The organism is Variovorax sp. P1_G12 (assembly GCF_056405555.1).
In genome coordinates, this window is record NZ_JBFUBW010000020.1 from 1 (window position 1) to 25369 (window position 25369).

The 25369-nt window shown below is 68.6% G+C and carries 25 protein-coding genes; 9 read left to right on the forward strand and 16 right to left on the reverse strand.

All coding sequences use genetic code 11. The annotated features are described in order from the left end of the window. On the reverse strand, positions 1 to 1213 hold a 1213-nt coding region (locus AC1D2O_RS21995; protein ID WP_478157909.1), incomplete at its 3' end, for a methyl-accepting chemotaxis protein. A gap of 139 nt (positions 1214 to 1352) precedes the next feature. Next, complete coding sequence (locus tag AC1D2O_RS22000; protein WP_478088253.1) at positions 1353 to 1808, reverse strand: FHA domain-containing protein; 456 nt, start codon at positions 1806 to 1808, stop codon at positions 1353 to 1355. A 213-nt stretch (positions 1809 to 2021) separates the two neighbouring features. On the opposite strand from AC1D2O_RS22000, the gene AC1D2O_RS22005 reads away from it, so the two are divergent. Next, positions 2022 to 2663: a response regulator transcription factor gene (locus tag AC1D2O_RS22005; RefSeq protein ID WP_478088251.1), complete on the forward strand. Its 642-nt coding sequence runs from the start codon at positions 2022 to 2024 to the stop codon at positions 2661 to 2663. 84 nt (positions 2664 to 2747) lie between these two features. After that, entirely contained in the window at positions 2748 to 3281 is a 534-nt protein-coding gene (locus tag AC1D2O_RS22010) for a DUF4136 domain-containing protein (protein ID WP_478088249.1), read from the forward strand. Between the two features lie 33 nt (positions 3282 to 3314). Here AC1D2O_RS22010 and AC1D2O_RS22015 read toward each other — a convergent pair whose 3' ends face one another. Continuing rightward, positions 3315 to 4241, reverse strand: coding sequence for a LysR family transcriptional regulator (locus AC1D2O_RS22015; protein ID WP_478088247.1), 927 nt, complete (start codon positions 4239 to 4241; stop codon positions 3315 to 3317). Positions 4242 to 4374: 133 nt separating this feature from the next. On the opposite strand from AC1D2O_RS22015, the gene AC1D2O_RS22020 reads away from it, so the two are divergent. Beyond that, on the forward strand, positions 4375 to 4728 hold the full coding sequence (locus AC1D2O_RS22020) for a protocatechuate 4,5-dioxygenase subunit alpha (RefSeq protein ID WP_478088245.1): 354 nt from the start codon (positions 4375 to 4377) through the stop codon (positions 4726 to 4728). Positions 4729 to 4731: 3 nt separating this feature from the next. Then, positions 4732 to 5571: a class III extradiol dioxygenase family protein gene (locus tag AC1D2O_RS22025; RefSeq protein WP_478088243.1), complete on the forward strand. Its 840-nt coding sequence runs from the start codon at positions 4732 to 4734 to the stop codon at positions 5569 to 5571. Positions 5572 to 5614: 43 nt separating this feature from the next. Here the strand turns inward: AC1D2O_RS22025 and AC1D2O_RS22030 are convergent, their stop codons facing one another. Genes AC1D2O_RS22030 through AC1D2O_RS22040 form a run of 3 tightly spaced genes read right to left on the reverse strand, consistent with a single transcriptional unit; the run spans position 5615 to position 9326 of the window. Continuing rightward, positions 5615 to 7441 carry a feruloyl-CoA synthase gene (locus AC1D2O_RS22030; RefSeq protein WP_478088241.1) on the reverse strand — a complete coding sequence of 609 codons (1827 nt, stop codon included), beginning with the start codon at positions 7439 to 7441 and terminating at the stop codon, positions 5615 to 5617. Beyond that, on the reverse strand, positions 7438 to 8388 hold the full coding sequence (locus AC1D2O_RS22035) for a 3-hydroxyacyl-CoA dehydrogenase NAD-binding domain-containing protein (protein ID WP_478157910.1): 951 nt from the start codon (positions 8386 to 8388) through the stop codon (positions 7438 to 7440). Before AC1D2O_RS22035 ends, AC1D2O_RS22030 begins: the two co-directional genes overlap by 4 nt. Positions 8389 to 8405: 17 nt before the next feature. Beyond that, on the reverse strand, positions 8406 to 9326 hold the full coding sequence (locus tag AC1D2O_RS22040; protein ID WP_478088236.1) for a beta-keto acid cleavage family enzyme: 921 nt from the start codon (positions 9324 to 9326) through the stop codon (positions 8406 to 8408). 103 nt (positions 9327 to 9429) lie between these two features. Between AC1D2O_RS22040 and AC1D2O_RS22045 the strand changes: the two genes are divergently transcribed. Continuing rightward, positions 9430 to 10149 carry a Crp/Fnr family transcriptional regulator gene (locus tag AC1D2O_RS22045; RefSeq protein WP_478088234.1) on the forward strand — a complete coding sequence of 240 codons (720 nt, stop codon included), beginning with the start codon at positions 9430 to 9432 and terminating at the stop codon, positions 10147 to 10149. A 19-nt stretch (positions 10150 to 10168) separates the two neighbouring features. Here AC1D2O_RS22045 and AC1D2O_RS22050 read toward each other — a convergent pair whose 3' ends face one another. Continuing rightward, positions 10169 to 11134 (reverse strand): SphA family protein, encoded by a 966-nt coding sequence (locus AC1D2O_RS22050; protein WP_478088232.1) that lies wholly within the window; start codon positions 11132 to 11134, stop codon positions 10169 to 10171. Positions 11135 to 11180: 46 nt separating this feature from the next. Here AC1D2O_RS22050 and AC1D2O_RS22055 point away from each other — a divergent pair, with 46 nt between their 5' ends. After that, positions 11181 to 12503, forward strand: coding sequence for a helix-turn-helix transcriptional regulator (locus AC1D2O_RS22055; protein ID WP_478157911.1), 1323 nt, complete (start codon positions 11181 to 11183; stop codon positions 12501 to 12503). Positions 12504 to 12572: 69 nt separating this feature from the next. Beyond that, complete coding sequence (locus tag AC1D2O_RS22060; protein ID WP_478157912.1) at positions 12573 to 12929, forward strand: DUF2845 domain-containing protein; 357 nt, start codon at positions 12573 to 12575, stop codon at positions 12927 to 12929. 37 nt (positions 12930 to 12966) lie between these two features. Here the strand turns inward: AC1D2O_RS22060 and AC1D2O_RS22065 are convergent, their stop codons facing one another. From AC1D2O_RS22065 to AC1D2O_RS22105, 9 genes are all read right to left on the reverse strand, one after another. Then, positions 12967 to 13668 carry an ABC transporter ATP-binding protein gene (locus AC1D2O_RS22065; RefSeq protein WP_478088226.1) on the reverse strand — a complete coding sequence of 234 codons (702 nt, stop codon included), beginning with the start codon at positions 13666 to 13668 and terminating at the stop codon, positions 12967 to 12969. 149 nt (positions 13669 to 13817) lie between these two features. Then, on the reverse strand, positions 13818 to 14564 hold the full coding sequence (locus tag AC1D2O_RS22070) for an ABC transporter ATP-binding protein (protein ID WP_478088224.1): 747 nt from the start codon (positions 14562 to 14564) through the stop codon (positions 13818 to 13820). A 55-nt stretch (positions 14565 to 14619) separates the two neighbouring features. Further along, the gene (locus AC1D2O_RS22075) at positions 14620 to 15576 is read right to left on the reverse strand and encodes a branched-chain amino acid ABC transporter permease (protein WP_478157913.1); all 957 of its coding nucleotides are present in this window, start codon (positions 15574 to 15576) and stop codon (positions 14620 to 14622) included. Then, positions 15576 to 16448, reverse strand: a complete 873-nt coding sequence (locus AC1D2O_RS22080; protein ID WP_478088220.1) for a branched-chain amino acid ABC transporter permease — start codon at positions 16446 to 16448, stop codon at positions 15576 to 15578. Before AC1D2O_RS22080 ends, AC1D2O_RS22075 begins: the two co-directional genes overlap by 1 nt. A gap of 143 nt (positions 16449 to 16591) precedes the next feature. Beyond that, the gene (locus AC1D2O_RS22085; RefSeq protein WP_478157914.1) at positions 16592 to 17758 is read right to left on the reverse strand and encodes an ABC transporter substrate-binding protein; all 1167 of its coding nucleotides are present in this window, start codon (positions 17756 to 17758) and stop codon (positions 16592 to 16594) included. 101 nt (positions 17759 to 17859) lie between these two features. Further along, a complete protein-coding gene (locus AC1D2O_RS22090) occupies positions 17860 to 18660 on the reverse strand; it encodes an alpha/beta fold hydrolase (RefSeq protein ID WP_478157915.1) in 801 nt (266 codons plus the stop codon). Between the two features lie 79 nt (positions 18661 to 18739). Next, positions 18740 to 20287 carry a benzoate-CoA ligase family protein gene (locus tag AC1D2O_RS22095; RefSeq protein WP_478087912.1) on the reverse strand — a complete coding sequence of 516 codons (1548 nt, stop codon included), beginning with the start codon at positions 20285 to 20287 and terminating at the stop codon, positions 18740 to 18742. Beyond that, positions 20284 to 21864 carry a 3,4-dehydroadipyl-CoA semialdehyde dehydrogenase gene (locus AC1D2O_RS22100; RefSeq protein WP_478087913.1) on the reverse strand — a complete coding sequence of 527 codons (1581 nt, stop codon included), beginning with the start codon at positions 21862 to 21864 and terminating at the stop codon, positions 20284 to 20286. Before AC1D2O_RS22100 ends, AC1D2O_RS22095 begins: the two co-directional genes overlap by 4 nt. Positions 21865 to 21985: 121 nt before the next feature. Next, positions 21986 to 22450, reverse strand: coding sequence for a 4-hydroxylaminobenzoate lyase (locus AC1D2O_RS22105; protein ID WP_478087915.1), 465 nt, complete (start codon positions 22448 to 22450; stop codon positions 21986 to 21988). A 165-nt stretch (positions 22451 to 22615) separates the two neighbouring features. Here AC1D2O_RS22105 and AC1D2O_RS22110 point away from each other — a divergent pair, with 165 nt between their 5' ends. Together AC1D2O_RS22110 and boxC are read left to right on the forward strand one after the other, a co-directional pair. Continuing rightward, positions 22616 to 23548: a helix-turn-helix transcriptional regulator gene (locus tag AC1D2O_RS22110; RefSeq protein WP_478157916.1), complete on the forward strand. Its 933-nt coding sequence runs from the start codon at positions 22616 to 22618 to the stop codon at positions 23546 to 23548. Between the two features lie 137 nt (positions 23549 to 23685). Beyond that, positions 23686 to 25356, forward strand: a complete 1671-nt coding sequence (gene boxC, locus AC1D2O_RS22115) for a 2,3-epoxybenzoyl-CoA dihydrolase (protein WP_478087918.1) — start codon at positions 23686 to 23688, stop codon at positions 25354 to 25356. Positions 25357 to 25369: the final 13 nt, after the last annotated feature.

Sequence of the window (25369 nt, forward strand, 5' to 3'; positions counted from 1 at the left end):
GCGCCAGGCTGCGCACTTCCGACGCCACCACCGCGAAGCCCCGGCCCTGCTCGCCGGCGCGCGCGGCTTCCACGGCCGCGTTCAGCGCCAGGATGTTGGTCTGGAAGGCGATGCCGTCGATGACGCCGATGATGTCCACGATCTTGCGCGAGGAGGCGTTGATCGAGCCCATGGTGCCCACCACCTGGCCCACCACGCTGCCGCCGCGCACCGCCACCTCGGAGGCCGAGACGGCCAGCTGGTTCGCCTGCCGCGCGTTGTCGGCGTTCTGCTTCACCGTGCTCGTGAGCTCTTCCATCGAGGCCGCGGTCTGTTCCAGCGAACTGGCCTGCTCTTCGGTACGCGACGACAGGTCCTGGTTGCCGGTGGCGATCTGCGTGCTGGCGGTCGACACGTTCGCGACCACGCCGTGCACCTGCTGCAACGACGCCTGGAGCGCCGTGCGCATGCCGTCGATCGCGCGCAGCAGCAGGCCGGTCTCGTCCTTGGCGTAGTTCGTTTCGGGCGTGCCGCTGAGGTCCATCCGGCCGATGGCTTGCGCCGTGGTCTCGGCCCGGCGCAGCGGCAGCGTGATGCTGCGCGCGAGGCCCCAGGCCAGCAGGCTGCCCAGCGCCAGCGTCACCGCGGTGCAGACGGTCAGCAGCATGCTGGTCTGCGCGCGCAGCGCCTGGCCGCGCTGCGCCGCGGCATCGAGGCCGGCGCGCTGCAGGTCCACCATCTGCTGGACGCCGGCCAGGTAGCTGACCGACGTCGGCTCGAAGCGTGCGTTGAAGACGCGGTCGGCGCCCTCGAGGTCGCCGGCCAGCTTGAGCTTGCTGACCTCCTCGCGCGCCGCGAGGTATTCGCGGCGCAGCTCGCCGACCTTCTGGAACAGCGCGCGCTCCTCGGGTTCGGTCATCTGGCCCTCGATGAATTTCTGCAGCGCGTTGGTGTCCTTGATGGCGGCCGCGGTGGCCGGCGCGAAGTAGGCGATCAGGCTCGGATCGCTGCTCTTGGCGATCGCCGCCGCCCGCTGCACGCCGGAGGTCGTGTGGCGCAGCCAGTCGGCGCCGGCGCGCTCGGTCTTGACGTTGTCGTTGACCATGCCGTCGATCTCGACGCCGAGGTCGCGCAGCTTCAGCACCGCGAACACGCTGCTGGCGAGGAACAGCGCCAGGATGGCGCCCAGCACAAGCGCCAGGCGCCTGCCGATCGAGAAATTGCTCAGAAACATGGCCGTGATTCCAGGTGGGACAGAGGGAGAACGCAGGGGTATATCGGCAGCCCGCCGGAAACCTTGAGGGCGCGCTCCATCCGCCCGAATCACGCAGGTCGAGCAAAGCGCCGTCGGTGCGGCGACCTGGCGCCTTGTTTCAGGCCCGTCTTTCGCTGCGGCCGTGCCGGCGTGCGTCGGCAGGCCTCGCCGCGCGGCCCTGGCGGAAGAAGGTGGCCCAGTCGCTGCGTTCGCGGGCGGCATCGATATCGATCGGGTCGTCGGACACCGTGATCAGCCGCAGGGCGTCTTCGCTCGGCAGCGCCTGGCTGGCATAGAGGAAGCGGAGCTCGCAGTCGCCGGCACTGATGGCATCGCCGTTGGCCAGCGCGCGCTCGCGGATCCGCGTCTTGTTGACGAAGGTGCCGTTGCGGCTTGCCAGGTCGGTCAGCACGAAGCGGTCGCCGGTCCAGTGGATCGCCGCGTGATGGCGGCTGACCCCCAGGCTGTCGATGTGAACCCCGCAGGCCGGGTCGCGGCCGATGGTCGTGATCGGCCCCCTGATGTTGACCTGCCGGACGCTGCCGTGGCGGGTCAGGACAATGAGTCTGGACATGTCGATCTCGTAGGGCGGTTGGTTGCAGTGCTTGCATTTCGGCAATCGCGGTCGATTTCTGAAGTCGAAGAAATCGCGAGAACTGAGACATTCGTCGCGGTCGGTGCGTTCGAGATGCGGCGAGTCGCTCGCCGTCGCCGTCGCCGTCCACTACGCTCGCGGGCTTCGGCGCAATCGTTCGCCGTGACATGTCGAGCGGGAAAGAAACTGGCAATGAGAAAAGCGCGCAACGTCTTCTATGTGGTCGACGACCACCCGATGATGAGGGACGCCATTGCCTTGATGCTGCGGCGGTTGCGTCCGGCCGCGGGCATCGTGGAGATCGACCGCCTCGACAAGCTGGCCGGCGCGGTCGAGCGCAATGGCGCCGCCGACCTGATCTGCCTGGACCTGAACCTGCCGGACACCCAGGGTTGCTCGGGCGTGCAGGCGGTTCGGCGTGACCATCCCGAGGTGCCGATCGCGGTCTATTCCGCACTGCCCGCCGCCGACATGGAGGCGCTGTGCCTCGCGGCTGGCGCCGACATCTACATCGAGAAGGCATTGGACGCCGCGGGACTGATCAAGGCGCTGAAGGGCCTGCTGGAGACCGACTCCGACCCGGAAGACGCGCCCGCTGCGCCGGCGCTCGAGAGCGGCGCCAGCCTGACGAAGCGCCAGGGGCAGTTGGTGCAATTGATCGCCGAGGGGCTCGGCAACCGCGAGATGGCCGAGCGGCTCGCGATCAGCGAGGACACGGTCAAGGTCCACATGTGGCGCCTGTACCGGCGCATCGGCGTCAACAGCCGGACCCAGGCGCTGCACTACGCGCGCACCAACGGCCACCTGTCGAGCGCGGCGGCGAGCCTGGTCTAGGCCCGGCGCCGGGGGCGCAGGCACGGGCTGTACCATCCCGCTGCATTGGCGTCCGCCGGACGCGCTGCCCCCACAGGAGAAAAAATGATCGGACGAATCCTTGCCTTGGCCCTGGCGATGCTGCTGGCCGCTTGCGCGAGCCCGGTGACCGTCAAGACCGACTTCGATGCCAAGGCCAGGTTCGACGGCTATCGCAGCTACAGCTGGATCGCCCCCGCGGGCGACGCACCGCTGGTGCCGCAGAGCATCATCCAGGGCATCGACGCCCGGCTGCAGGCGCGCGGCTGGAAGCGGGTCGCCGACGGCGAGGTGCATGTCGCGGCCCACGTGACGACGCGTGACGGCCAGACCTACAACACCTTCTACAGCGGCATCGGCCACGACCTCACCTGGCTCGGATTCGGTCCCGTGCCCGACAGCGTGACGATGTCCACCGACCCGTACCGGGCGGGCACGCTGGTGGTCGACATGTTCGACGCCAAGAGCCGGCGGGCGATCTGGCGCGGCAACGCGGCCGGCATCCTGCCCGACGATCCGTCGCGCCTGAACGCCTCGGTGCAAGGCGCGCTCGACCGGATGTTCGCCGACTTCCCGCCGGGCCCGCCGTCCGGCCGCTGAGGAAGCCCTCGCGCGAATTTCGGCGCCATCGTCCTAAGCAGGGGTGGCGATGGTTGCAGCGGCCAGTGCCGGCTCCACCACCCGCTCGAGCTGCTCGCGCAGCCAGCGGTGGATCGGATCGGCCTGGTGGCGCAGGTGCCAGACCATGTACATCGGCATCGACGGACAAGCCAGGGGCACCGGCGCCATGTCGAGGTCGCGCAGCAGATGGGCGCGCAGCAGGCTGGGCAGCGTGGCGATCGAATCGCCGCCCAGCAGGAATGGACCGATGCCCGCGAAGCTCGGCAGCTGGGCAACGAAGCGCCGCTGCACGCCGCGTTCGGCCAGCTCGTCATCGATGTCGAGCCGGCGCCGAGGCTCGTACAGCACCGTCACATGTTCGGCGGCCAGATACTCGTCCCGGGTGTGCGGCGGCTCTCGCTGGCTGGCATCGTAGAAGACCCGGTACTGGTCCTCGAACAGGCGCTTCTGCAGCACGTCGCTGGCGCACGGCGGGCGCGGCGTGATCACGAGCTGGCAATGTTCGTCGCGCAGCATCTCGGCCGACGGTGCGCCGGATGAAATCACGCGCAGCGCGAAGCCCGGCGCCTGTCGTCGAACATGCCGCAGCAGCGCGGGCAGCAGCAGGTCGCGCTGCAGGTCGTTGGCGGCGATCGTCACCGTGGCGACGAGCGTGGCCGGATCGAAGCCGGCGGCGTTGCTGAAGCTGCGCAGCTCGTCGAGCATGACGCGTGCGCGCGATGCCAGCGCATGCGCATGCGCGGTGGCCACGATGCCGCGCCCGGACTTCACGAACAGGGGATCGCCGACGATGGCGCGCAGCTTGTCGAGGAGATGGCTGACGGCCGACTGGGTGACGCCAAGGCGCTGCGCCGCACGTGTGACCGAGCCTTCTTCGAGCACCGCCAGCAGCAGTTGCAGCAAGTGGCCGTCGAGGTCCAAATGATCGAATCGGCTCATGGCTGGAATGAGTGTCTGTGCGTTGATCGGCGTAGGCCCCGAGTGGATACTGAACCCATGGCGCCGGCAACTGCATGTCGCTCGAAACTTGATTCGGATCAAGGCGCCGGGAACAACGACGAAGGAGACTCTCTTGCCAACACCCAATCCGAGGCAGCCGGTACCTGGAACCACCATCTTCGACGGCGAACAGGCCCGCAAGGGCTATGCGCTCAACAAGATGTGCTACTCGTTCAACCAGGCCGCGAGCCGGGCGGCCTTCGTGGCGGACGAAGATGCCTACTGCGCGGCTTTCGGGCTGAATCCCCAGCAGCGTGAAGCAATCCGAAATCGCAACGTGCTGCAACTGATCGAGGCCGGCGGCAACGCGTACTACCTCGCCAAGTTCGCCGGCATCTTCGGTCTCGACATGCAGGATATCGGGGCCCAGCAGACCGGCATGACCAAGGACGAATTCAAGGCCAGGCTGCTGGCCGCAAGGGGTTGAGCCATGGCAAGAATCGTTGGTGGCATCGCCACCTCCCACGTGCCGGCGATCGGCCGGGCGATCGAGAAGGGCCTGCAGAACGATCCGTACTGGAAGCCGTTCTTCGACGGCTTCCCGCCGGTGCGCGACTGGCTCGCGAAAGTCCGGCCCGACGTCGTCGTGCTGGTCTCGAACGACCACGGGCTGAACTTCTTCCTCGACAAGATGCCGACCTTCGCGATCGGCGCTGCGCCGGAATACCACAACGGCGACGAAGGCTGGGGCATTCCAAGCCTGCCGCCGCTGCAGGGCGATCCGGTGCTGTCCTGGCGCTTGATCGAGTCGCTGGTCGCCGAGGACTTCGACCTCACCACCTGCCAGGAGATGATGCTCGACCACGCCGCCATGCTGCCGATGGCGCTGTGCTGGCCGGACATGAAATGGCCGGTGCGCGTGCTGCCGGTGTGCGTCAACACGGTGCAGGCGCCGTTGCCGTCGGCAGCCCGCTGCTATCGGCTGGGCCAGGCGATCGCGCGCGCGGTGGCGGCATGGCCGGGCGACGAGCGCGTGGTCGTGATGGGCACGGGCGGGTTGTCGCACCAGCTCGATGGCGAGCGTGCCGGCTTCATCAACAAGGACTTCGACCTGCAGTTCATGGAGAGCATGCGCTCCGACCCGGCTTGGGCCACCCGGTTCTCGACCGTCGAGCTGGTGCGACTCGCGGGCACCCAGGGCGTGGAGATCCTCAACTGGCTGGTCGCGCGTGGCGCCCTGCCCGAGAAGGTGCGCGCGGTGCACGCCAACTACCACATCCCGATCTCGAACACGGCGGCAGGACTCATGGTGCTCGAGCCGCTGGGGTAGCTTGCTGCGCGCGGTCGTGCCCGCCGCGCCCCCGGCGACGCCGTCAAGCCAGCCGGACGACCTCCGGGTCGTGCGCGTCGGCGTGCAGGCGCTCGACCGCCGCGGCGCGCCGCGCGAGCACCGCACGCTGGTTGATATAGCCCTTGTCGGTGATCTCTCCGGCGTCGATGTCGGGCGGTGCGTTGAGCACCAGCGCACGCACCGGGCATTGGGACGAGCCGGCGCCGGCGTCGCGCAGCTCGCGCATCACGCGCAGCAGCGCGGCCTTCCACTCGGCCGGCGGCAACGCCGCGGCCTGCGGGCTCGCAAAGACCAGCATGCCGATCTCGTTGCGGTCGTGCCCGGTGACGACGATGTCCTGCGCCAGCGGCGCGAGCCGCGAGACCAGGTCCACGCGCAGCGTGCCGACCGAGACCCAGGTGCCGCTCGCGAGCTTGAAGTCCTCGGCCACGCGGCCGTGGAACATCACGCCGCGCTCCGGCCGCTGAGCATCGACGAGAAAGCCGGCATCGCCGATGCGGTAGTAGCCCTCGTCGTCGAAGGCCTCGGAGGTTTCGCGCGGCGCATGGCGGTAGCCCGGGAACACCGTGACGCCCTTGACGCGCATCTCGAGCTTGTCGCCGTTGGGCACGAACTTCAGCTCCAGCCCCGGCAGCGGCGCGCCGATGCAGCCCGCGCCGTCGAGCCGCCAGTGCGCCGAGGTGATGGCGGGGGAGGTTTCGGTCGCGCCCCAGGAGGTGGTGAGCCACAACGGCTGCGCCGGCCGCGCGCGCCGGGCCACCGCGTCGAGCCGCTGCCAGGTCGAGGGCGCGAGCGCCGCGGCCGCATAGAAGGCGAGCCGCAGCCGGGACATCAACTCGGCCGCGAGCGCATCGTCCGCTTCGAGAAACGGCAGCAGCATGTCGTAGCCGCGCGGCACGTTGAACAGCAGCGTCGGGCGCACCTCGCGCAGGTTGCGCACCGTCTTCTCGATCAGCCCGGGTGCCGGCCGGCCTTCGTCGATGTAGAGCGCGCCGCCATGGCAGAGCACCATGTTGAAGTTGTGGTTGCCGCCGAAGGTGTGGCTCCACGGCAGCCAGTCGACCAGCACCGGCTTCTCGGCATTCAGGAAGCGCCAGGTCTGGGCCATCATCTGCTGGTTGGCGCACAGCATGCGGTGCGTGTTGATCACCACCTTGGGCCGGCCGGTCGAGCCCGAGGTCAGCAGGTACTTGGCAGGGTCGTCGGGCAGGATCGCCTCGAAGGCCTGCATCACGGCCGGCGTCTCCTGCGCCTGCATCAGGCGCTCGAAGGGCAGGGCGCCCGGATGCGCATCGGCCTGCCGGCTGAACACCGTGAGCGCGTCGACCCCGCAGCCCTCGAGCGCCGGGCCATAGAGCCTGGCGTCGGAGGCATAGATCAGCGCCGGATCGAGCGCACGCAGCATGCCGTGCAGCCGCGCCGGGTCCTTCGCCATCCGCGAGTAGGCGCTCGAGAGCGAGCAGGCGGTGCGGCCGATGTGCATCGTCGCGAGCATCAGCACCGCGTGGTCGATCGCGTTGTCGGAGAGGATCGCCACCGGCCGGTGCTTCGGCACGCCGAGGTCGAGCAGGCTTTGCGCGACCGCGCCGACCGCGCGGCGCAGCGCACGGTAGTCGAGCTGGCGCCAGCCTGCGACGGCGTCCTCGCGTTCGGCCAGCGCCAGCGCGTCGGGCGTCTCGCGCGCCCAGCGCTCGAGCCATTCGCCGACGCACCGCGCATAGGGCCGGAGTGCCACCGGCGAGCGCAGCACGAACGAACCGTCGTCCAGATCGATGCGCACGGTGCGCGGCGGCGCGATCGGGTCCGGGTCGTCGGGAAAGCCGTTGTCGTCCATCACGCGATTCTTCATTCCAGTGAACCCGAGGCCGCCTTGGCGCGGATCAGGTCGAGCAGCAGGGTGTCGCGCGCCGCTTCGAGTTCGGCGCTGCGCCTGCCGCCGAGTTCGGCGGCGACGCCCTCGGCCACCCGCTGCTTGAGCGCCGCCGTCATCGACGGCGCGCCCAGGTCCTGCCACCAGTCTTCGATCGGTCCGCCCAGGTGGTCGAGCAGGTGCGCGATGCCGCCGGCGCCGCCGGACAGATGCAGGTTCATGAAGGGGCCCATCAACGCCCAGCGCAGGCCGGGCCCTTGGGCGATCGCGGTGTCGATGTCGGCCACCGACGCCACGCCCTGGTCGACCAGGTGGAAGGCTTCGCGCCACAGCGCCGCCTGCAGGCGGTTCGCGATGTGCCCCTTGATCTCGCGCCGGACGTGGATCGGCCGCTTGCCGATCGCGGTGTAGAACGCCATCGCGCGCGCGATGGCATCGGCCGAGGTGTGCTCGCCGCCGACCACCTCGACCAGCGGGATCAGGTGCGGCGGGTTGAAGGGATGGCCCAGCACCACGCGCTCCGGATGCCGGCATTCGGACTGCACGCCGCTGATCGCGAGCCCCGAGGAGCTCGAGGCGAGCAGCGTGGCCGGCGGCGCCGCCGCGTCCATGCGGCGAAACAGGTCGATCTTGATGTCGATGCGTTCGGGGCCGTTCTCCTGCACGAAGTCGGCGCCGGCCACGGCGTCCTCGAGCCGCGCGTGAAAGCGCAGCCGATCGGGCGTTGCCCCGTCGGCGAGACCGAAGCGCTCCATCGTCGGCCAGTGCTGCGCCACCGCCTCGCGCAGCCGCGCCTCGGCGCCCGGCGAGGGGTCGGTGGCATCGACGTCGAGCCCGCGGGCCAGGAAATACGCGGTCCAGCTCGCGCCGATGACGCCGGTCGCGACGACTGCGACCCGCTGCGCATGGGGTGTTGCGGTGAGCATTTGCATGGCCTCCCGCGTCAACGCGGCGCGAACTCGGGCCGCGGCGCGCCGACCCTCGGCAGGCCCAGCATCTCGCGCGCCTCGGCCGGCGTCGCGGGTTCCATGTCCATCTCGCGGATCACCCGCACGATGCGCTCGGTGAGCTGCAGGTTGGTCGCCAGTTCGCCGTGCCGGTAGTAGAGGTTGTCCTCCAGCCCCACGCGCGCATGGCCGCCGAGCAGCAGCGCGGCGATGTTGGCCTCGAGCTGCGACGGGCCGATGCCGCTGACGCCGAAGATCGCGCCCTTGGGCAGCGTGTCGACCATCATCTGCAGGTTGCGCGGCGAATACGGCATCGCGTTCTGGAAGTTCCGGTGCACGTTCATCACGAGGTTGATGAAGTAGGGCTCGTCGTCCAGGCCCTCCTGGATCAGCGTGCTCGTGTCCTGCAGGATGTGGGTCGGGCTGAACACCTCCCACTCGGGCTTGATGCCGCGCGCCTTCATGCCGGCCGCGAGCTCGCGGCCCTTCGACAGCGGCGTGTCCATCAGGATGTCCCGGCCCTCGAACGACAGGTTCAGCGTGGTGGCGTCGAGCGTGCACATCTCGGCGCCTGCGTCCATGCCCTTCAGGCGCTCCTCGAAGGCGATCTCCCAGCGCCCGCCCGGCAGCGGCTTGACCATGTCGCCGTGCACGCCGCCGCCGGTGGAGTTGTTGATCACGATGTCGCAGCCGGCGGCGCGGATGCGGGTGTTGATGTCGCGGTAGACGCTGGCATCGCAGGTGGCGCCGTCGTCGGGCCGGCGCGCATGCAGCGCGACGACGCTGGCGCCGGCGTTCCAGCAGGCCACCACGTCGGCGGCGATCTCGGCGGGCTGGGTCGGGAGGTGGGGGTTCTGCGACTTGTGGGCCATGCCGCCGGTGGGGGCGATGGTCACGATCACTTTGCGCTTCGACATGGGGTGTCTCCTGTGAACAGCGGAGTATTATTTTTGGCTGCCCCGACCTGCGCAGTCATCGCGACGACATTTGGGGTCAGGGTTTACGAGGCGCACCACTTTCATGCACAACAAGCCGGCCCGCAGGCAACACGCATCGCTCTCGCTGTCCATTCCCGGCCTGCTGGAGCTGTCGGGCTGGTTCGTCCACCTGGAGCCCGAGGCGCAGGCGCGCGTGCTCGACGAGATGCGCGAGGAGCACGTGGCCGCCGGGGCGGCGCTGTGCCGGCGCGGCGAGGCGCCGCTGCACTGGTACGGCACGCTGGAGGGCCTGCTCAAGTGGTCGATCACCTCCGACGACGGCCGCTCGGTCACCTTCGGCGGCCTCTCGGTCGGCAGCTGGTTCGGCGAGGGCACGCTGCTGCGCGCCGTGCCGCGCACGGCCGACATCATCGCGCTGCGCGACAGCCGGGTGGCGGTGCTGCCGGTCGAGACCTTCGAGTGGCTGCACCGCACCCAGATGAGCTTCAACCACTTCCTGCTGGTGCAGATCAACGAGCGGCTGCACTGGTTCATGGGCAACTACGCGGCGCAGCGGCTGCTCGACGCCGACAGCCAGGTGGCGCGCGCGATCGCGGGGCTGTTCCATCCCTGGCTGCATCCGCTGGGGCAGGCTCACCTGGAAACCTCGCAGGAGGAGATCGCCAACCTGTCGGGACTGTCGCGGCAGCGCTGCAACGCGGCGCTGAGCCGGCTGCGTGCGGCGGGGTTGCTGCAGATCGAATACGGGGGGATTACCGTCGTCGACCTGGAAGGGCTGCGCCGCTTCGTGGATCAGATCTGAGCGCAGGGCCCCTGGGACCCTAGAACACCAGCGTCGCCGCCGCCATGACCGTCTTGCGGCTGTCGAGACGGTTCTTGCTGCTGATGGTGGGAACCCAGCGCAAGCTCAGCGACAGCGGGCTGCCGCCCGACAGCTTGGTGTCATAGCTCACGATCGGCCCGAATGCCCAGTCATAGCCGCGAAAACCATTGAGCTTGTCGGCGGTCGGCCCGCTGTCACTGCCCAGCTGCTGGACCGTGCCCAGGACCAGGCCCGCGCTGACGCCGTTGCCGAACTTCTTCGTGCCCATGACGTCGAGCACGAACTGCGGCGCGTTCTGGTAGTCGGTGTCCTTGTTGCGCGTGTAGAACTGGAAGTTGGCCACGGCGTCCAGCTGCCATCCGCCCTCCGGAAAGATCCGCGTGTACGCGGCCTGCGGCACGAAGGTCCAGTTGTTCAAGCTGGGGTTGGCCAGGTTCGCCGGGTCGTACGTCCCGGTCGGGGCCCAGATGTTGAAGCTGAGCGCGATGTGCTCGGTCTTCGAGAAATGGTAGCCGGCGATGATGGGCGAAAAATAGAGGTCGAACAGGTTCGACGCCGTGTCCTTGGTAGCGCCCTGGCGGGCGCCGGCCGTGAGGTTGGCGTTGACCTCGGTCCAGACGTAGGGCACGGTGATGCTCGAGGCGAAGTTCCATGCCCCGGGTCCGGTGTCCCACACCTTCATCGCCGTGGCCATCGTGAAGGAGATCTTCGCGTCGATGCCGATCGAGGTCTGGCCGACCAGGGGAACCAGGCGGCTGCCGCCGATCGAGCCGTCGAGATAGATCTGGCTGAAATTGACGATCCAGGCCGGCTCCGGCAGGACGATGCCGCCGTTGGCCTGCACGGTCGTTCCGGAAACCGGGCGGCCCAGTCCTCCCTCTGTCGCCGAGGCGCCCGCGGCGCACAACCCGAGTGCGAGACCCGAAACCCAACTCGCAGCCCATCCCAACTTCCGAAATCCCATGCAGTCCTCCTCTTAGGAGGGCGGAGTTTGCCGTGGATGACCTGAATTGGGAGGCGGTGTCCTGCAGCGAGGCTCGTTTTTGCACCAAGGGGCACGACGGAATGCCCAAGGGGGAGGGCAAAGAGCGGCGGTCGATACCGGGGGGCGGTGGTGCAAGTTCGCTGGTGCACATCGGCCTGCGCTGGTATCGTCGATCCGGGTGCTCGCCCAGGAAGGCTCTAACGTGATCGGCTTGGAGGGAATTTCCGCCCAGCAGCTGTCCGACGTGATCGGAGCGATCTACGACTGCGCACTGGACCCGCAGCAATGGCCGGCCACCTGCCGAAGCATTGCAGATCTCTCTGAAAGCACGGCAGGCGGCATCTGCGTCCATGATCTGCGGCACGTCCAGAACGACCAGTTGTTCGTTTTCGGGTACCAGCCCGAGTTCCTTGAAATGCTGGGCAGCCGGTACGCGCAAAGCCCGATGGCCGTCGCGGATGTCGTCTCGAACATCGGCGACGTCAGCGCCCTCTCGACCGAGAGCCCCCAGTTCGTCGACAGCCGGTTCTTTCGAGAGGTGCTGGAGCCGTTCGGACTGATGGACATCATCTGGTTTCCCGCGCTGCGAACCGGAGGTCGCATGGCTTCATTGCACGCCTCACGCAGCCAGAGGGCGCCGAACTACCAAGAGCACGACCTGCGCCTGTTCGAGCTTCTTTCTCCGCATGTATGCCGTGCACTCGCCATCTCCGATGCGCTCGACATCCGGGCGCTGAAGTCGGAGATGCTGGAAAAGACCCTGGACGCAGTCGCAGCCGGTGTCTTCCTCACGGCGCGCGATGGTCACGTGGTCCATATGAACCGTGCGGCCGAGCGCCAGGTCGAGGCCGGCAGTTCGATTCGTCTCGTGAACCATCGGCTTTCTCCGGTCGACCCGGCGGCCGGCGTTGCGCTGGCGAAGGCGATCGAGAAGGCGTCACGCGACGACGCCGACATGGAAACGCGCGAACACTCCGTGGCGATCCCGAATGGCATCGGCGGCGGCTGCGTGGCGACCCTCCTTCCGGTCCAGAGCGGTCAGCGCCGCGGCGTTCTTGCACCGTTTGCGGCTTCGGTCGCCGTGTTCATGCAGGATCCTGTTCAAGTGCCCCTGATGCCGGGGGAAGCCTTCGCCAGGCTGCATGGGCTCACCGGCGGCGAGTTGCGCGTGCTGCTTGCGCTTTCGCAGGGCCTGGGCGGCATGGAGGCCGCCGACATGCTCGGCATCAGCGAGACGACGGTTCGTACCCACCTGCAGCGCATCTTCTCGAAAACCGATACCTCCAGGCAGGCCGACCTCCTGCGCCTGCTGCACAGCTCGACGCCGCCCATCCGTTCGCGAAGCTGATGCCGGACAAGGTCATCGCTTCCGATGGCGCAAGGACTGCTGGCCGGGGGAGCAAAATGGCAAGGCGGAATGAAAGAAACGGCCATGAAGCTCCTGAAGCTCGCGTGCATCACGGTCTTGGTCGGCTTGCCATGCCTGGCAACCGCGGAGTCGCTGCGGTGCGCCGGCGGCATCGTCTCGGAGGGCGACTCTCGGCTGTCCGTCATCTACAAGTGCGGTCAGCCGGTGCTCACGGACACCTACTGTGCGCCGGTGTATTACGCCGGCACCCTCAATGTGGTTCCAGAGCCTTTCGCATCGGCGGTGGTGCCGTGCCAGCAGGTCGAGGAGTGGCTGTACGAGCGCGGGCCGGGCGAGATGGTCGCCACCGTGTTCCTGCGCTCGGGCGTGGTGCGGACCATCGCGTACGGTCGCCAGCCCCGATAGCTTCATGGCGGCGCGATTCCTCGCGCCGCCGGGATGCTCACACGCCGAGCAGTTCCTCGAGCACGGCCGGCTCGGCCACCAGATCGGCGGACGGGCCGTGCCGCACGATGCGTCCCTTCTCCATCACCACCGCGCGGTCGGTGTGGCCCAGGACCTTGCGCCAGTCGCGGTCGACGATCAGCGTGGCGATGCCGGTCGAGCGGATGTCGGCGATCACGCGCCAGATCTCGGCCACGATCAGCGGCGCCAGGCCTTCGGTGGCTTCGTCGAGGATCATGAGCCGCGGGTTGGTCATCAGCGCGCGCCCGATCGACAGCATCTGCTGCTCGCCGCCCGAGAGCTGCTGGCCGCCGTGCGAGAGCCGTTCGGTCAGCCGCGGGAAGGTGGCCATCACGCGCTCGAAGGTCCAGTCGCGCTTGCCGTCGATGCCGGCGCGTGCGCTCATCACGAGGTTCTCGCGCACCGACAGGTTCGGGAAGATGCCGCGCCCCTCGGGCACGTAGCCGATGCCGCGCCGCGCCATCTTCTCGGGCGCCCAGCCGGTGACCTCCTGGCCGTCGAGCTTCACGTGGCCGGAGGCCGGCCGCACGTAGCCCATCAGCGAGCGGATCAGCGTGGTCTTGCCCATGCCGTTGCGCCCGAGCAGGCCGACCGAAGTGGCGGCCGGGATCTCGACGTCGACGCCGCGCAGGATGTGGCTGTCGCCGTAGTAGGTGTTCAGGTCTTCTATCGACAGCATCTCAGTTTTCCACGACGCGACCGCGTGATCCGCGACGCATGAAACCGGCACAGCCCAATGCCAGGGATACCGCGGAACCGGCTTTGCCGGGCCGCTGGTATCGCCCCCTTGAGGGGGAGGCGCCGCAGGCGCTTCGGGGGTGTTTCATTTCAATGGTCCTCGCCGAGGTAGGCTGTGCGAACTTCAGGGTTGGTGCGGATCGACGCCGGATCGCCGGTCGCGATCACGGTGCCGTTGACCATCACGGTGATGCGGTCGGCGATGCGGAACACCGCGTCCATGTCGTGCTCCACCAGCAGGATCGCGTGCGAGGCCTTGAGGTTCGCGAGCAGGCCCAGCATGCGCTCGGTCTCCTCGGCGCCCATGCCGGCCAGCGGCTCGTCGAGCAGCAGCACGCGCGGCCTGGTCGCCAGGCACATCGCGACCTCGAGTTGCCGCTTGGCGCCGTGGCTCAGCGTGCCCGCGATGCGCTCGGCCACCGTATCGAGGCCGGCCGCAGCCAGCGCCTCGCGGGCCGCGGCGTTGCTCTCGGCGCAGTCGCGCGAGGCCTGCCAGATCGCCCACGGCCGGGGCGTCGCGGCCTGCGCCGCGAGGCGGCAGTTCTCCAGCACCGTGAACTCCGGGAAGATCGTGGTGCGCTGGTAGCTGCGGCCGACGCCGGCCAGCGCGCGCCGGAACTGCGCCCGCGTCGTGATGTCCTCGCCGTCGAGCGTGATGCGGCCATCGGAGGCGCTGATTTCGCCCGAGAGCATGTTGATCAGGGTCGACTTGCCGGCGCCGTTGGTGCCGATCACCGCATGCACCTCGCCGCGGCGCAAGTCCAGCGTCACGGCATTGACCGCGACCAGGCCGCCGAAGCGGCGCGTGAGCGTTTCGACTGCGAGAAGCGTGCTCATTCAGAAACCTCCGCGCCATGCGCTGCGGTATTCGCCTTGGGAGCGGCCCGGCGGCTCATGATGCAGCCCCCTTCGGCGACAGCCGCGCCGCAATCCCGATGATGCCCTTGGGCAGCAGCGCCACGAAGGCGATGATGGCCAGCCCGAGCGTGAGCTGCCAGTGATCCGCCATCGGGCCGACCAGGGCATGCGTCGAGAGCAGTTCCTTCAGCAAGGTGAACGCCACCGCGCCGATCACGGCGCCGCGCAGGTGGCCGAGGCCGCCGAGGATGATCATCAGCAGCACCTCGCCCGAGTTGTGCCAGGCCATCAGTTCAGGGTTGACCACGCCGTCGCGCGAAGCCACGAGGAAGCCCGCCAGCCCGGCCAGCGCGCCGGCGATCACGAAGGCCGCCAGCTTGTAGCCGTAGACCGGGAAGCCGGCCGCGCGCATGCGCTGCTCGTTGACGCGGATGCCGGCCAGCGCGGCGCCGAAGCGCGAGCGCCGGATCAGCGCCAGCAGGCCGTAGGTGGCCGCCAGCGCGGCCAGCACGAAGAAGAACTGCACGGTCCGGTTCTCCAGGTCGAGCGCGCCGAGGGCCGGTCGGATGTACATGTAGATGCCGTCGCTGCCGCCGCCGAGCGCGGTGTCGTGGAAGACGAAGAAGGCCATCTGCGCGAAGGCCAGCGTGACCATGATGAAGTAGACGCCGCGGGTGCGCAGGCTCAAGGCGCCCACGGCCAGCGCATACGCCGCGGCCGAGCCCATGGCCAGCGGCAGCAGCCAGGCGATCGAGCCGCCGTCCTTGCCCGAGCCGAGCACGGTGGCGTAGGCGCCGATGCCGTAGAAGGCCGCATGGCCGAGGCTCACGAGGCCGGTCATGCCGACCAGCAGTTCGAGGCTCAGCGCGAAGATCGACAGGATCATCACCTTGACGATCAGGTCCGACATGTAGGGGCTCAGCATCGGGCCGAGCAGGCCCAGCGCGATCGCGCAGAGCACGGGGAGCCAGTGGTTCAGTTTGGTCATCATCAGGTCTTGCGTCCCATCAATCCCTCGGGCCGCCAGATCAGCACGATCGCCATCAGCACGTACACGCCCATGCCGCTCAGCTCGGCGAAGAACACCTTGCCGAAGGTGTCGACGAAGCCGACCAGCAGGGACGCGACCAATGCGCCGGTGATGGAGCCGATGCCGCCGATCACCACCACCACGAAGCAGATGATCAGCACGCTCGCGCCCATGCCCGGATAGACCGAGGACATCGGCGCCGCGATCATGCCGGCCAGCGCGGCCAGCGCAACGCCCGCCGCAAAGACGATGCGGTAGAGCCGCCGGATGTCGATGCCGAGTCCGCGCACCATGTCGCGGTTGCTGGCGCCGGCGCGGATCATCATGCCGAGCCGCGTGCGGTTGACCACGTAGTACAGGCCGACCGCCAGCAGCACGCAGGCTGCCGAGGCGAACAGGCGGTACCAGGGATAGCTCATGAGACTCCCGAGCGCGAAGCTGCCTTCGAGCCAGGGCGGCGCCTTGACGCCGTGCACGTCGTTGCCCACCAGCAGCGAGCGCAGTTCCTCGAACACCAGGATCAGGCCGTAGGTCATCAGCACCTGCTGCAGGTGGTCGCGCTGGTAGAGGTAGCTGAAGAACGCCCACTCCAGCAGGTAGCCGAACAGCGCGGCGAGCACCACGCCCGCCACCAGCATCACGATGAACTGGTCGCCGAACAGCGGCGACAGCGCGAACGCCATGTACGCGCCCAGCATGTAGAAGCTGCCGTGGGCCAGGTTGATCACGCCCATGATGCCGAAGATCAGCGTCAGTCCGGAGGCGACCAGGAACAGCAGCAATCCGTACTGCACGGAGTTCAGGCACTGAACAAGAAAGGTACCGAAGTCCACAAGCAGTTTTCTAGTTTGAGATCGTTGAAAGGTGAGTTCCCCTTTCGGGGAACACCGCGGAACCGGCTCCGCCGGGCCGCTGGTGTTGCCCCCGGCAGGGGGTGGGCGCCCGGACACGAAGTGCCGGGCAACCTGGGGGCGAGCTACATCTTGCAGCCACGGGCCGGGTCGGCCAGGTTCTTGACCGCGACGCCGACCATCTTGTTCTCGTTGCCCTCGACCTTGCGCAGGTAGACGTCCTGCACCGGGTTGTGCGCCTTGCTGATCGTGAAGGCGCCGCGCGGGCTGTCGATCTTGGCCTTCTCGATGGCTACAGCGAACTCGGCCTTCTTGCTGATGTCGCCCTTGACCGCGGCGAGGCCGATGGCCAGCATCTGCGCCGCGTCGTAGCCCTGCACCGCGTACACGTCGGGCTGCAGCTTGAAGGACTTGGCGTAGGCGGTGCGGAAAGCGGTGTCGCGCGGCGTGTTGAGGCCGTCGGCATAGTGCAGCGTGGTCAGCATGCCCTGGGCGGCGTCGCCCTGCGCTTCGAGCGTGCCGTCGGTCAGGAAGCCCGGGCCGACGAGCGGGATGGTCTTGTTGAGGCCGGCCGCCGCGTAGTCCTTGACGAACTTGACCGCGCCGCCGCCGGCGAAGAAGGAATACACCACGTCGGGCTTGGCCGCCGCGATCTCGGTCAGGAGCGCCTGGAACTCGACGTTCGGGAACGGCACCGTCAGCTGCTTGTCCACCTTGCCGCCGGCCTTCTCGAAGCCTTCCTTGAAGCCGGCCACCGACTCGTCGCCGGCCGCGTACTTCCAGGTGATGGTCATGGCCTTCTTCTTGCCCTGCTTGCCCGCCACCTCGCCCATGGCGTAGGCCGGCTGCCAGTTCGAGAACGAACTGCGGAAGATGTTCGGTCCGCACATCGGGCCGGTCACGGCGTCGGCGCCGGCGTTCGGCACGATCAGCACGGTGCCGCTTTCCTTGGCCGCCTTGGCCATCGCCATTGCCACGCCCGAGTGCACCGTGCCGATGATCACGTCGACGTTGTCGCGCTTGATCAGCTTGTTGACGTTGTCGGTGGCCTTGGCCGGGTCCGACTCGTCGTCAACCTTGACGAACTCGATCTCGCGGCCGCCGAGCTTGCCGCCCTGTTCCTCGAGGCGCAGCTTGAAGCCGTTCTCGATGGCGACGCCGAGCGCGGCGTAGGTGCCGCTGAACGGCAGCATCAGGCCCACCTTCAGCTTGCCCTGCTGGGCGTGGCCCAGCGTGGCGATGCACGCGAGTGCCAAGGCTGTCAGGGTGGTGCGTGCGATGCGGTGGCTCATGGAGGTCTCCTTCGGTTTGATTGAAATTACTTTACAGCTAAACTATTCACGATTCAAGTAAGAGTTTCCCCATGACCGCCGGCACCCGCGCGGGGCGGATGCTAGGAGGGGCTTCCTGTCTTGATGAATGAAACGGTCGCCACTATCGCCGTTTCGGGCTGATCGCGATGCGGGGAATGCCCGCAGTCCGGGATCTCCAGCAGCCGGGTCTGCGGCACCCGTTCGGCGATGCCTCGAATCTGCCGGAGTGTGCCGTACACGTCGTCGATGCCCTGGATGGCGAGCACCGGGCAGCGGATGCCGCCGAGTTCGTTCTCGATGTTCCATTGCCGGAAGGGCGGATGCAGCCAGATCCGGTTCCAGCCCCAGAAGGCCGAGTCAACGTCGTCGTGGTAGCGGCCCAGCTGCTTCGGCAGGTCGGTCTCCAGGTAGGCCTGCCGCGCCGACTGGATATTGGCCACCGTCACGTCCTCCACGAGGATGTGCGGCGCCAGCACCACCAGGCCCGCGACCCGTTCCGGGAAGCGCGCGGCGTAGAGCAGCGCGATCGAGCCGCCGTCGCTGTGCCCGAAGAGCCACGGCGTCTCGGCGATGCCCAGCGCCTCGAAGAACGCCGGCAGCACCTCGTGCGCCTGCCGGTGCATGAAGTCGACATCCCAGGTTTCGTCGGCCCCGCGCGGCGTCGAGCGGCCGTAGCCGGGGCGCGAGAACACCAGCCCGCGGAAGCCGCCGGCTTCGCACAGGCGCTCGGGGAAATCCTTCCACATCGCGATCGACCCGAGGCCTTCGTGCAGGAAGACCACCAGCGGCGCGTCGGTGCGTTCGGGGGCGATCCGCGCGTACTCGATGCGCACTTCCTTTCCCCGCCAGCGGATGGCGGCGAATTCGGAGTCGGTGGTCATGGTTTCGCCGCCGGGCCGCCCCAAGGCGAAACGCGCCCCCTCGGGGGGCAGAGAGGACACGAAGTGCCGAACGTGGGGGTCATTTCTGCTCCCGCTCGCGAAGACGGAATCGCTGGATCTTTCCGGTGGCGGTTTTTGGAAGTTCCTCCACGAACTCGATGAAGCGCGGGTACTTGTAGGGCGCCAGGCGTTCCTTCACGAAGGCCTTGAGCTCGTCGTCGCTGACCGACTGGCCGTCCTTGCGCACCACGAAGGCCTTGGTCTTCGTGAGCCCGTCGGCGTCCTCCTTGCCGATCACCGCGGCCTCGAGCACCGCCGGGTGCTGCATCAGCGTGGCCTCGACCTCGAAGGGCGAGACATAGATGCCGCTGACCTTGAGCATGTCGTCGCTGCGGCCCGCATAGGTGTAGTAGCCGTCGGCATCGCGCGAGTACTTGTCGCCGCTCTTGGTCCAGCCGTCGCGGAAGGTCTCGCTGCTCTTCTCGGGGTTGCCCCAGTACATCAGCGCGGTGCTCGGGCCCTTGATGTAGAGGTCGCCGACCTCGCCGACCGCGACCGGGCGGCCGTCCTCGCCGCGCAGCTCGATCTCGTAGCCCTCGACCGGGCGGCCGGTGGTGCCGTAGCGGATGTCGCCCGGCCGGTTGGAGAGGAAGATGTGCAGCATCTCGGTCGAGCCGATGCCGTCGACGATCTCGCAGCCGAAGTGCTGCTGGAAGCGCTGCGCGATCTCGCCCGGCAGCGCCTCGCCGGCCGAGGAGCACATGCGCAGCGCGACCGCCTCGCGCGCCGGCAGGCGGGGCGAGGCGAGCATGCCCGCGAAGCCGGTCGGCGCGCCGAAGAACACGGTCGGCTTGTGGGCGCCGGTCCAGCGCTTGAAGGTGGCATCGGGCGTGGGGCGCTCGGCCATCAGCAGCACGGTGGCGCCGACCGACAGCGGGAAGGTCAGCGCGTTGCCGAGTCCGTAGGCGAAATACATCTTCGCGGCCGAGAAGCAGATGTCGTTCTCGGTCAGGCCGAGCACCGGCTTGCCGTAGAGCTCGGCGGTCCACCAGGGGTTGGCGTGCGTGTGCACCGTGCCCTTGGGCTTGCCGGTGGAGCCGGAGGAATAGAGCCAGAAGGCGTGGTCCTGCGGACCGGTGGCCGCCGGTGCCGCGAGCGGTTCGCTGGCGGCGATGGCGGAGTCGAAATTCCGCGCGCCCTCGGGCAGCGGGCCGTCGGGCTGCGAGACGAACAGCGTGCGCAGCGCGTTCGGTCCCTTCGCCATCGCCTCCTGCAGCACCGGCAGCAGCGCGCCCGACACCAGCGCGGTGGTGGCGCCGCTGTGGTCGAGCATGTAGGCGTAGTCGTCGGCCGTGAGCAGCGTGTTCACCGCCACCGGCACCACGCCGGCATAGAGGCAGCCGAGGAAGCTCACGGGCCAGTCGCTGCCGTCGAGCATCAGCAGCAGCGCGCGCTCCTCGCGTCGCGCGCCGCTCGCCAGCAGGGCCGCGGCGAGCCGGCGCGCGCGGTCCTCGAGCTGGCCGTAGCCGAGCGCGCCGCGGTCGTCGACATAGGCGATCTTCTGGGCGCGGCCGCGGTTCAGCACGAACAGGTGTTCGGCGAAGTTGAATGTGTCGGGCAGGTTCATCGTGTGTCTCCTTCGGTCCTTGTCTGCTGAAGCCCGAGCTGCGCCAGCACGCCGGGGCTGGCCTGCACGGCGCTCTTGCGGTGATAGAAGCCCAGCGCCCGCAGGCCGCCCAGCTCGGCGCCACCGCCGGCGCGGCCGGGGCCGCCGTGCAGCGACATCGGCATCACGTTGCCGTGGCCGGTCTGGGCCTGCGCCACCTCGGGCGTGATCACGTGCACGCGGCCGTGGCTGGCGGCGACCTGCACGGCAACCCGGCCGAGCTCGGCATCGTCGGCGCCGTAGAGCGAGGTCACCAGCGAGCCCTGGCCGCGATGCGCGAGCGCGACCGCATGGTCGAGGTCGCGGTAGGGCAGCAGCGTGGCGACCGGGCCGAAGACCTCGACCTCGTGCACGCGGTCGGCCGCGTCGGCATCGCGCGCGCCCAGCAGCACCGGGCCGATGCAGGCGGCGACGGCCGGGTCGGCGTCGACCAGCGGCGCGGCGCTGCCATCGTGCAACACGCCGGCCTGCGCCTTGAGCGCCTCCAGCCCTTCGCGCACCGCGGCCAGCTGGGCGCGGCTCACGAGCGACCCCATGCGCACGCCCTCGTTGCGCGGATTGCCGACGGTGATGCCGGCCAGCTTGGCGCCGATGGCTTGCGCCGCGGCGTCGTAGACCGCGGCGGGCACCAGGATGCGGCGGATGGCGGTGCATTTCTGGCCCGACTTCACGGTCATCTCGCGCACCACTTCGCGCACCAGCAGATTGAAGGCGTCGGAGCCCGGCGCCGCATCCGGCAGCAGCAGGGCGGAATTCAGGCTGTCGGCCTCGATGTTGACGCGCGCCGAGCGCTGCGCCACCGCGGGGTGCGAGCGGATCACGGCGCCGGTTTCGGCCGAGCCGGTGAACGAAACCACGTCGAAGGGTTCCAACTGGTCCATCAGCCCTGCCGAGCTGCCGCAGACCACCGACAGCGCGCCGGCCGGCAGTACCCCGGCCTCGACCACGTCGCGCACCATCCGCTGCGTGAGCCAGGCGGTGGAGGTCGCGGGCTTCACGATCACCGGAACGCCCGAGAGCAGCGCCGGCGCGGCCTTCTCCCACAGGCCCCAGGACGGGAAGTTGAAGGCGTTGATGAACAGCGCCACGCCGCGCGTGGGCACCTGCAGGTGCTGCGACTGGAACAGCGGTTCCTTGCCGAGCTTGACCGGTTCGCCGTCGCGCAGCGCGCGGACGTCGCCGAGCGCGTCGCCCCACTTGGCGTACTGCCCCACGGTGAAGATCGCGCCGTCGATGTCGACCGCCGAGTCGTTCTTCACCGTGCCCGAATTGGCGGTGGCGATCTCGTAATAGGCGTCGCGGTGGGTTTGCAGGACCTTCACGATCGCGGCCAGCAAGCCGGCGCGCTCGCGGTAGGTCAGGGCGCGCAGCGCCGCGCCGCCCGTTTCACGGGCGAAGCGGAAGGCGCCGGGGAGGTCGAGCCCGGTCGCGTCGACCCGCGCCAGCTCGGTGCCGAGCACCGGATCGACGAGCGCCGTGCCGGCGCCGCTGCCGGCCTGCCAGCGTCCGGCGACGTAGTTGGGGAGAAATTCGGTCATTGCGGATGGTTCCAATCGTCTGTTCGTGAAACACCGCGGAACCGGCTTCGCCGGGCCGCAGGTGTTGCCCCCTGCAAGGGGGTGGGCGGCTACACGCAGTGAGCCAACCTGGGGGTGTGGGTCATTTGGTGAACTGGATTTGCCCTTCGGGCAGGAGATAAAGAACCAGCGCGCGCCCTTGTTCGACCGTGGGGTGATGGGCGCTCCCGGGCGGATAGACGCACCAACCGGCCGGCCGGCCGTCGAAGGTCGCGTCGCCCTCCAGCGGCATGATCAAATCGATCTCGCCATTCGGATGCGTGTGGTGCGGCCCGGCGATGTCCCGCATGTCGACCACGTCGACCGAAAAGCGGCCCAGCGCGTCCTCGGCCTTGAACACCCGTCCATAGCGGATGCCGCCGCCCTCGCGCTCGCACAGCCAGCCTTCGGCCACGCCCTCGACGCAGGCCTGCTTGAGGCCTTCGAAGGTGGGGCTGCCGGCGCCATGCTGGCTGTTGAGCCAGCGGTCGAGCTCGTCGTCGAGCGGCCGGCCGGCGATCTGCGACGCCAGGTCGGCGACGCGCTGGTGGAAGGCTTGCTTGGACATGGGATATTTCTTCGTGCGTGGGGAACAACTTGCGGCAAATGCTTTCGTGCAGTATCTTGCCTGTACACGAACCATAAGCACCGACACAGTGAGTGTCAAGCAATATAGTGCATGAGTGCGCGTTAACCCTGAGTTGCGGGCCATCGAGGACAACGAGAAAGAGCCATGAACGAGCGAGCTGTCGACGCGGTATTGACCGTGCCCCATGAGGCGACCCCGCCGGCCGAGGAGGCCAAGAACCCGCTGCTGGCGGCGCTGGGCGAGCGCGTGCGCAACCTGCGCGCCCGCCGCGGACTGACGCGCAAGGCCGTGGCGCAGGCGGCCGAGGTCTCGGAGCGCCATCTGGCCAATCTTGAATACGGCATCGGCAACGCCTCGATCCTGGTGCTGCAGCAGGTGGCGACCGCGCTTCAGTGCTCGCTGGCCGAGCTGGTCGGCGACGTGACCACCACCTCGCCCGAATGGCTGCTGATCCGCGAGCTGCTCGAGGGCCGCGGCGAGGCCGACCTGCGCCGCGCCCGCATCGCGCTGGGCGAATTGCTCGGCACCGCGGCCGGCGACCCGGCGCGGCACCGGCGCATCGCGCTGGTCGGGTTGCGCGGGGCAGGCAAGTCCACCCTGGGCCAGATGCTCGCGGACGACCTCGAAGTGCCTTTCGTCGAACTGAGCCGCGAGATCGAGAAGTTCGCCGGCTGCAGCGTGCGCGAGATCCACGACCTCTACGGCACCAACGCCTACCGCCGCTACGAGCGGCGCGCACTCGAGGAAACGGTGCAGATCTACAGCGAGGTGGTGATCGCCACGCCCGGCGGCATCGTCTCCGATCCGGCCACCTTCAACCAGCTGCTGGCGCACTGCACCACGGTCTGGCTGCAAGCCGCACCCGAGGAACACATGGGCCGGGTGGCCGCCCAGGGCGACACCCGCCCGATGGCCGCCAGCAAGGAGGCGATGGACGATCTGCGCCGCATCCTGAGCGGCCGCGCGGCCTTCTATTCGAAGGCCGACCTCAGCGTGGACACCAGCGGGCGCGGCCTGGCCGACAGCTTCCAGCTGCTGCGCACGGCCGTGCGCGAGGCCATGGCGCAGGAAGTCTGAGGCCGGCGTTGCAGGACCTGTAAAAAAGTCATTCCAGTGTTGACGCGTCCGCAAACATGCAGCATGATGCATGTCCTGGCGCTCGAAAACTGCATTATTGTTCCTCGACGCCCCCGAACCCCACAGGAGACCTCGACATGACCGACACTGCCGCTCACCCCGCCCGCGTGGATTACCGCACCGATCCCACGCAGTACCGCCACTGGACATTGAGTGTCGAGGGCCCGGTGGCCCGCCTGTCGCTCGACATCGCGGAAGACGGTGGCATCCGCCCGGGCTACAAGCTCAAGCTCAACAGCTACGACCTGGGCGTCGACATCGAGCTCAACGACGCGCTGAACCGCGTGCGTTTCGAGCATCCCCAGGTGCGCTCGGTGATCGTCACCAGCGGCAAGGACCGCATCTTCTGCTCGGGCGCCAACATCTTCATGCTCGGCGTCTCGAGCCATGCCTGGAAGGTGAACTTCTGCAAGTTCACCAACGAGACCCGCAACGGCATCGAGGACTCGTCGAAGCATTCGGGCCTGAAGTTCCTCGCGGCGGTCAACGGCGCCTGTGCCGGCGGCGGCTACGAGCTGGCCCTGGCGTGCGACGAGATCCTTCTGGTCGACGACCGTTCCTCCTCGGTCTCGTTGCCCGAAGTGCCGCTGCTCGGCGTGCTGCCCGGCACCGGCGGCCTGACCCGCGTGACCGACAAGCGCCGCGTGCGCCATGACCTGGCCGACATCTTCTGCACCAGCGTCGAAGGCGTTCGCGGCCAGCGCGCCGTCGAGTGGCGCCTGGTCGATGCGATCGCCAAGCCGGCCCAGTTCGGCGCCGCGGTGCAGGAGCGCGCCGCCAAGCTGGCCGAAGGCAGCCTTCGCCCGGCCGAAGGCAAGGGCGTCAGCCTGGCACGCCTCGAGCGCGAGGACGGCGCCGACAGCCTGCGCTACGAGCACGTCACGGTCGAGATCGACCGCGCCCGCCGCACCGCGACCCTGACGGTCAAGGCGCCGAAGGGTGCGCAACCGGCCGACATCGGCGCGATCGAAGCCGCCGGCGCCGGCTGGTGGCCGCTCGCGATGGCGCGCCAGCTCGACGACGCGATCCTGAACCTGCGCACCAACGAGCTCGACATCGGCACCTGGCTGCTCAAGACCGAGGGCGATGCCCAGGCCGTGCTGGCCAGCGACGCCACCATGCTGGCGAACAAGGACCACTGGCTGGTGCGCGAGACCATCGGCGCGCTGCGCCGCACGCTGGCCCGGCTCGACGTCTCGTCGCGCAGCCTGTTCGCCCTGGTCGAAGAGGGCTCCTGCTTTGCCGGCACCTTGGCCGAGCTGGCCTTCGCGGCCGACCGCGCCTACATGCTGGCGCTGCCCGACGCGCCCGAGAAGGCGCCCAAGCTGACGCTGAACGAGCTCAACTTCGGCTTCTTCCCGATGGTCAACGACCAGAGCCGCCTGCAGCGCCGCTTCTATGAAGAGAGCGCTCCGCTGGAAGGCGCGCGCGGCGCCGCCGGCAAGGCGCTGGATGCCGACGAAGCGCTGAAGCTCGGCCTGGTCACGGCCGCGCCCGACGACATCGACTGGAACGACGAGATCCGCATGGCGATCGAGGAACGCGCCGCGATGTCGCCCGACGCGCTGACCGGCCTCGAAGCCAACCTGCGCTTCGCCAGCAAGGAGAACATGAACACCCGCATCTTCGGCCGGCTCACCGCCTGGCAGAACTGGATCTTCAACCGCCCCAACGCGGTCGGTGCCAAGGGTGCCCTGAAGGTCTACGGCACCGGCGAGAAGGCCGGCTTCGACTTGAACCGCGTCTGATCCATCCGCCCAC

What these genes read in the sequence shown, in the direction of transcription:
- AC1D2O_RS22110 (WP_478157916.1), top strand. Translation starts at nt 22,616, where the DNA reads ATGAACGAGCGAGCTGTCGACGCGGTATTGACCGTGCCCCATGAGGCG.
- AC1D2O_RS22090 (WP_478157915.1), bottom strand. Translation starts at nt 18,660, where the DNA reads ATGACCACCGACTCCGAATTCGCCGCCATCCGCTGGCGGGGAAAGGAA.
- AC1D2O_RS22030 (WP_478088241.1), bottom strand. Translation starts at nt 7,441, where the DNA reads ATGAAGAATCGCGTGATGGACGACAACGGCTTTCCCGACGACCCGGAC.
- AC1D2O_RS22045 (WP_478088234.1), top strand. Translation starts at nt 9,430, where the DNA reads ATGCACAACAAGCCGGCCCGCAGGCAACACGCATCGCTCTCGCTGTCC.
- AC1D2O_RS22040 (WP_478088236.1), bottom strand. Translation starts at nt 9,326, where the DNA reads ATGTCGAAGCGCAAAGTGATCGTGACCATCGCCCCCACCGGCGGCATG.
- AC1D2O_RS22065 (WP_478088226.1), bottom strand. Translation starts at nt 13,668, where the DNA reads ATGCTGTCGATAGAAGACCTGAACACCTACTACGGCGACAGCCACATC.
- AC1D2O_RS22015 (WP_478088247.1), bottom strand. Translation starts at nt 4,241, where the DNA reads ATGAGCCGATTCGATCATTTGGACCTCGACGGCCACTTGCTGCAACTG.
- AC1D2O_RS22050 (WP_478088232.1), bottom strand. Translation starts at nt 11,134, where the DNA reads ATGGGATTTCGGAAGTTGGGATGGGCTGCGAGTTGGGTTTCGGGTCTC.
- AC1D2O_RS22070 (WP_478088224.1), bottom strand. Translation starts at nt 14,564, where the DNA reads ATGAGCACGCTTCTCGCAGTCGAAACGCTCACGCGCCGCTTCGGCGGC.
- AC1D2O_RS22035 (WP_478157910.1), bottom strand. Translation starts at nt 8,388, where the DNA reads ATGCTCACCGCAACACCCCATGCGCAGCGGGTCGCAGTCGTCGCGACC.
- AC1D2O_RS22100 (WP_478087913.1), bottom strand. Translation starts at nt 21,864, where the DNA reads ATGACCGAATTTCTCCCCAACTACGTCGCCGGACGCTGGCAGGCCGGC.
- AC1D2O_RS22010 (WP_478088249.1), top strand. Translation starts at nt 2,748, where the DNA reads ATGATCGGACGAATCCTTGCCTTGGCCCTGGCGATGCTGCTGGCCGCT.
- AC1D2O_RS22025 (WP_478088243.1), top strand. Translation starts at nt 4,732, where the DNA reads ATGGCAAGAATCGTTGGTGGCATCGCCACCTCCCACGTGCCGGCGATC.
- AC1D2O_RS22005 (WP_478088251.1), top strand. Translation starts at nt 2,022, where the DNA reads ATGAGAAAAGCGCGCAACGTCTTCTATGTGGTCGACGACCACCCGATG.
- AC1D2O_RS22085 (WP_478157914.1), bottom strand. Translation starts at nt 17,758, where the DNA reads ATGAGCCACCGCATCGCACGCACCACCCTGACAGCCTTGGCACTCGCG.
- AC1D2O_RS22105 (WP_478087915.1), bottom strand. Translation starts at nt 22,450, where the DNA reads ATGTCCAAGCAAGCCTTCCACCAGCGCGTCGCCGACCTGGCGTCGCAG.
- boxC (WP_478087918.1), top strand. Translation starts at nt 23,686, where the DNA reads ATGACCGACACTGCCGCTCACCCCGCCCGCGTGGATTACCGCACCGAT.
- AC1D2O_RS22000 (WP_478088253.1), bottom strand. Translation starts at nt 1,808, where the DNA reads ATGTCCAGACTCATTGTCCTGACCCGCCACGGCAGCGTCCGGCAGGTC.
- AC1D2O_RS22095 (WP_478087912.1), bottom strand. Translation starts at nt 20,287, where the DNA reads ATGAACCTGCCCGACACATTCAACTTCGCCGAACACCTGTTCGTGCTG.
- AC1D2O_RS22075 (WP_478157913.1), bottom strand. Translation starts at nt 15,576, where the DNA reads ATGATGACCAAACTGAACCACTGGCTCCCCGTGCTCTGCGCGATCGCG.
- AC1D2O_RS22060 (WP_478157912.1), top strand. Translation starts at nt 12,573, where the DNA reads ATGAAAGAAACGGCCATGAAGCTCCTGAAGCTCGCGTGCATCACGGTC.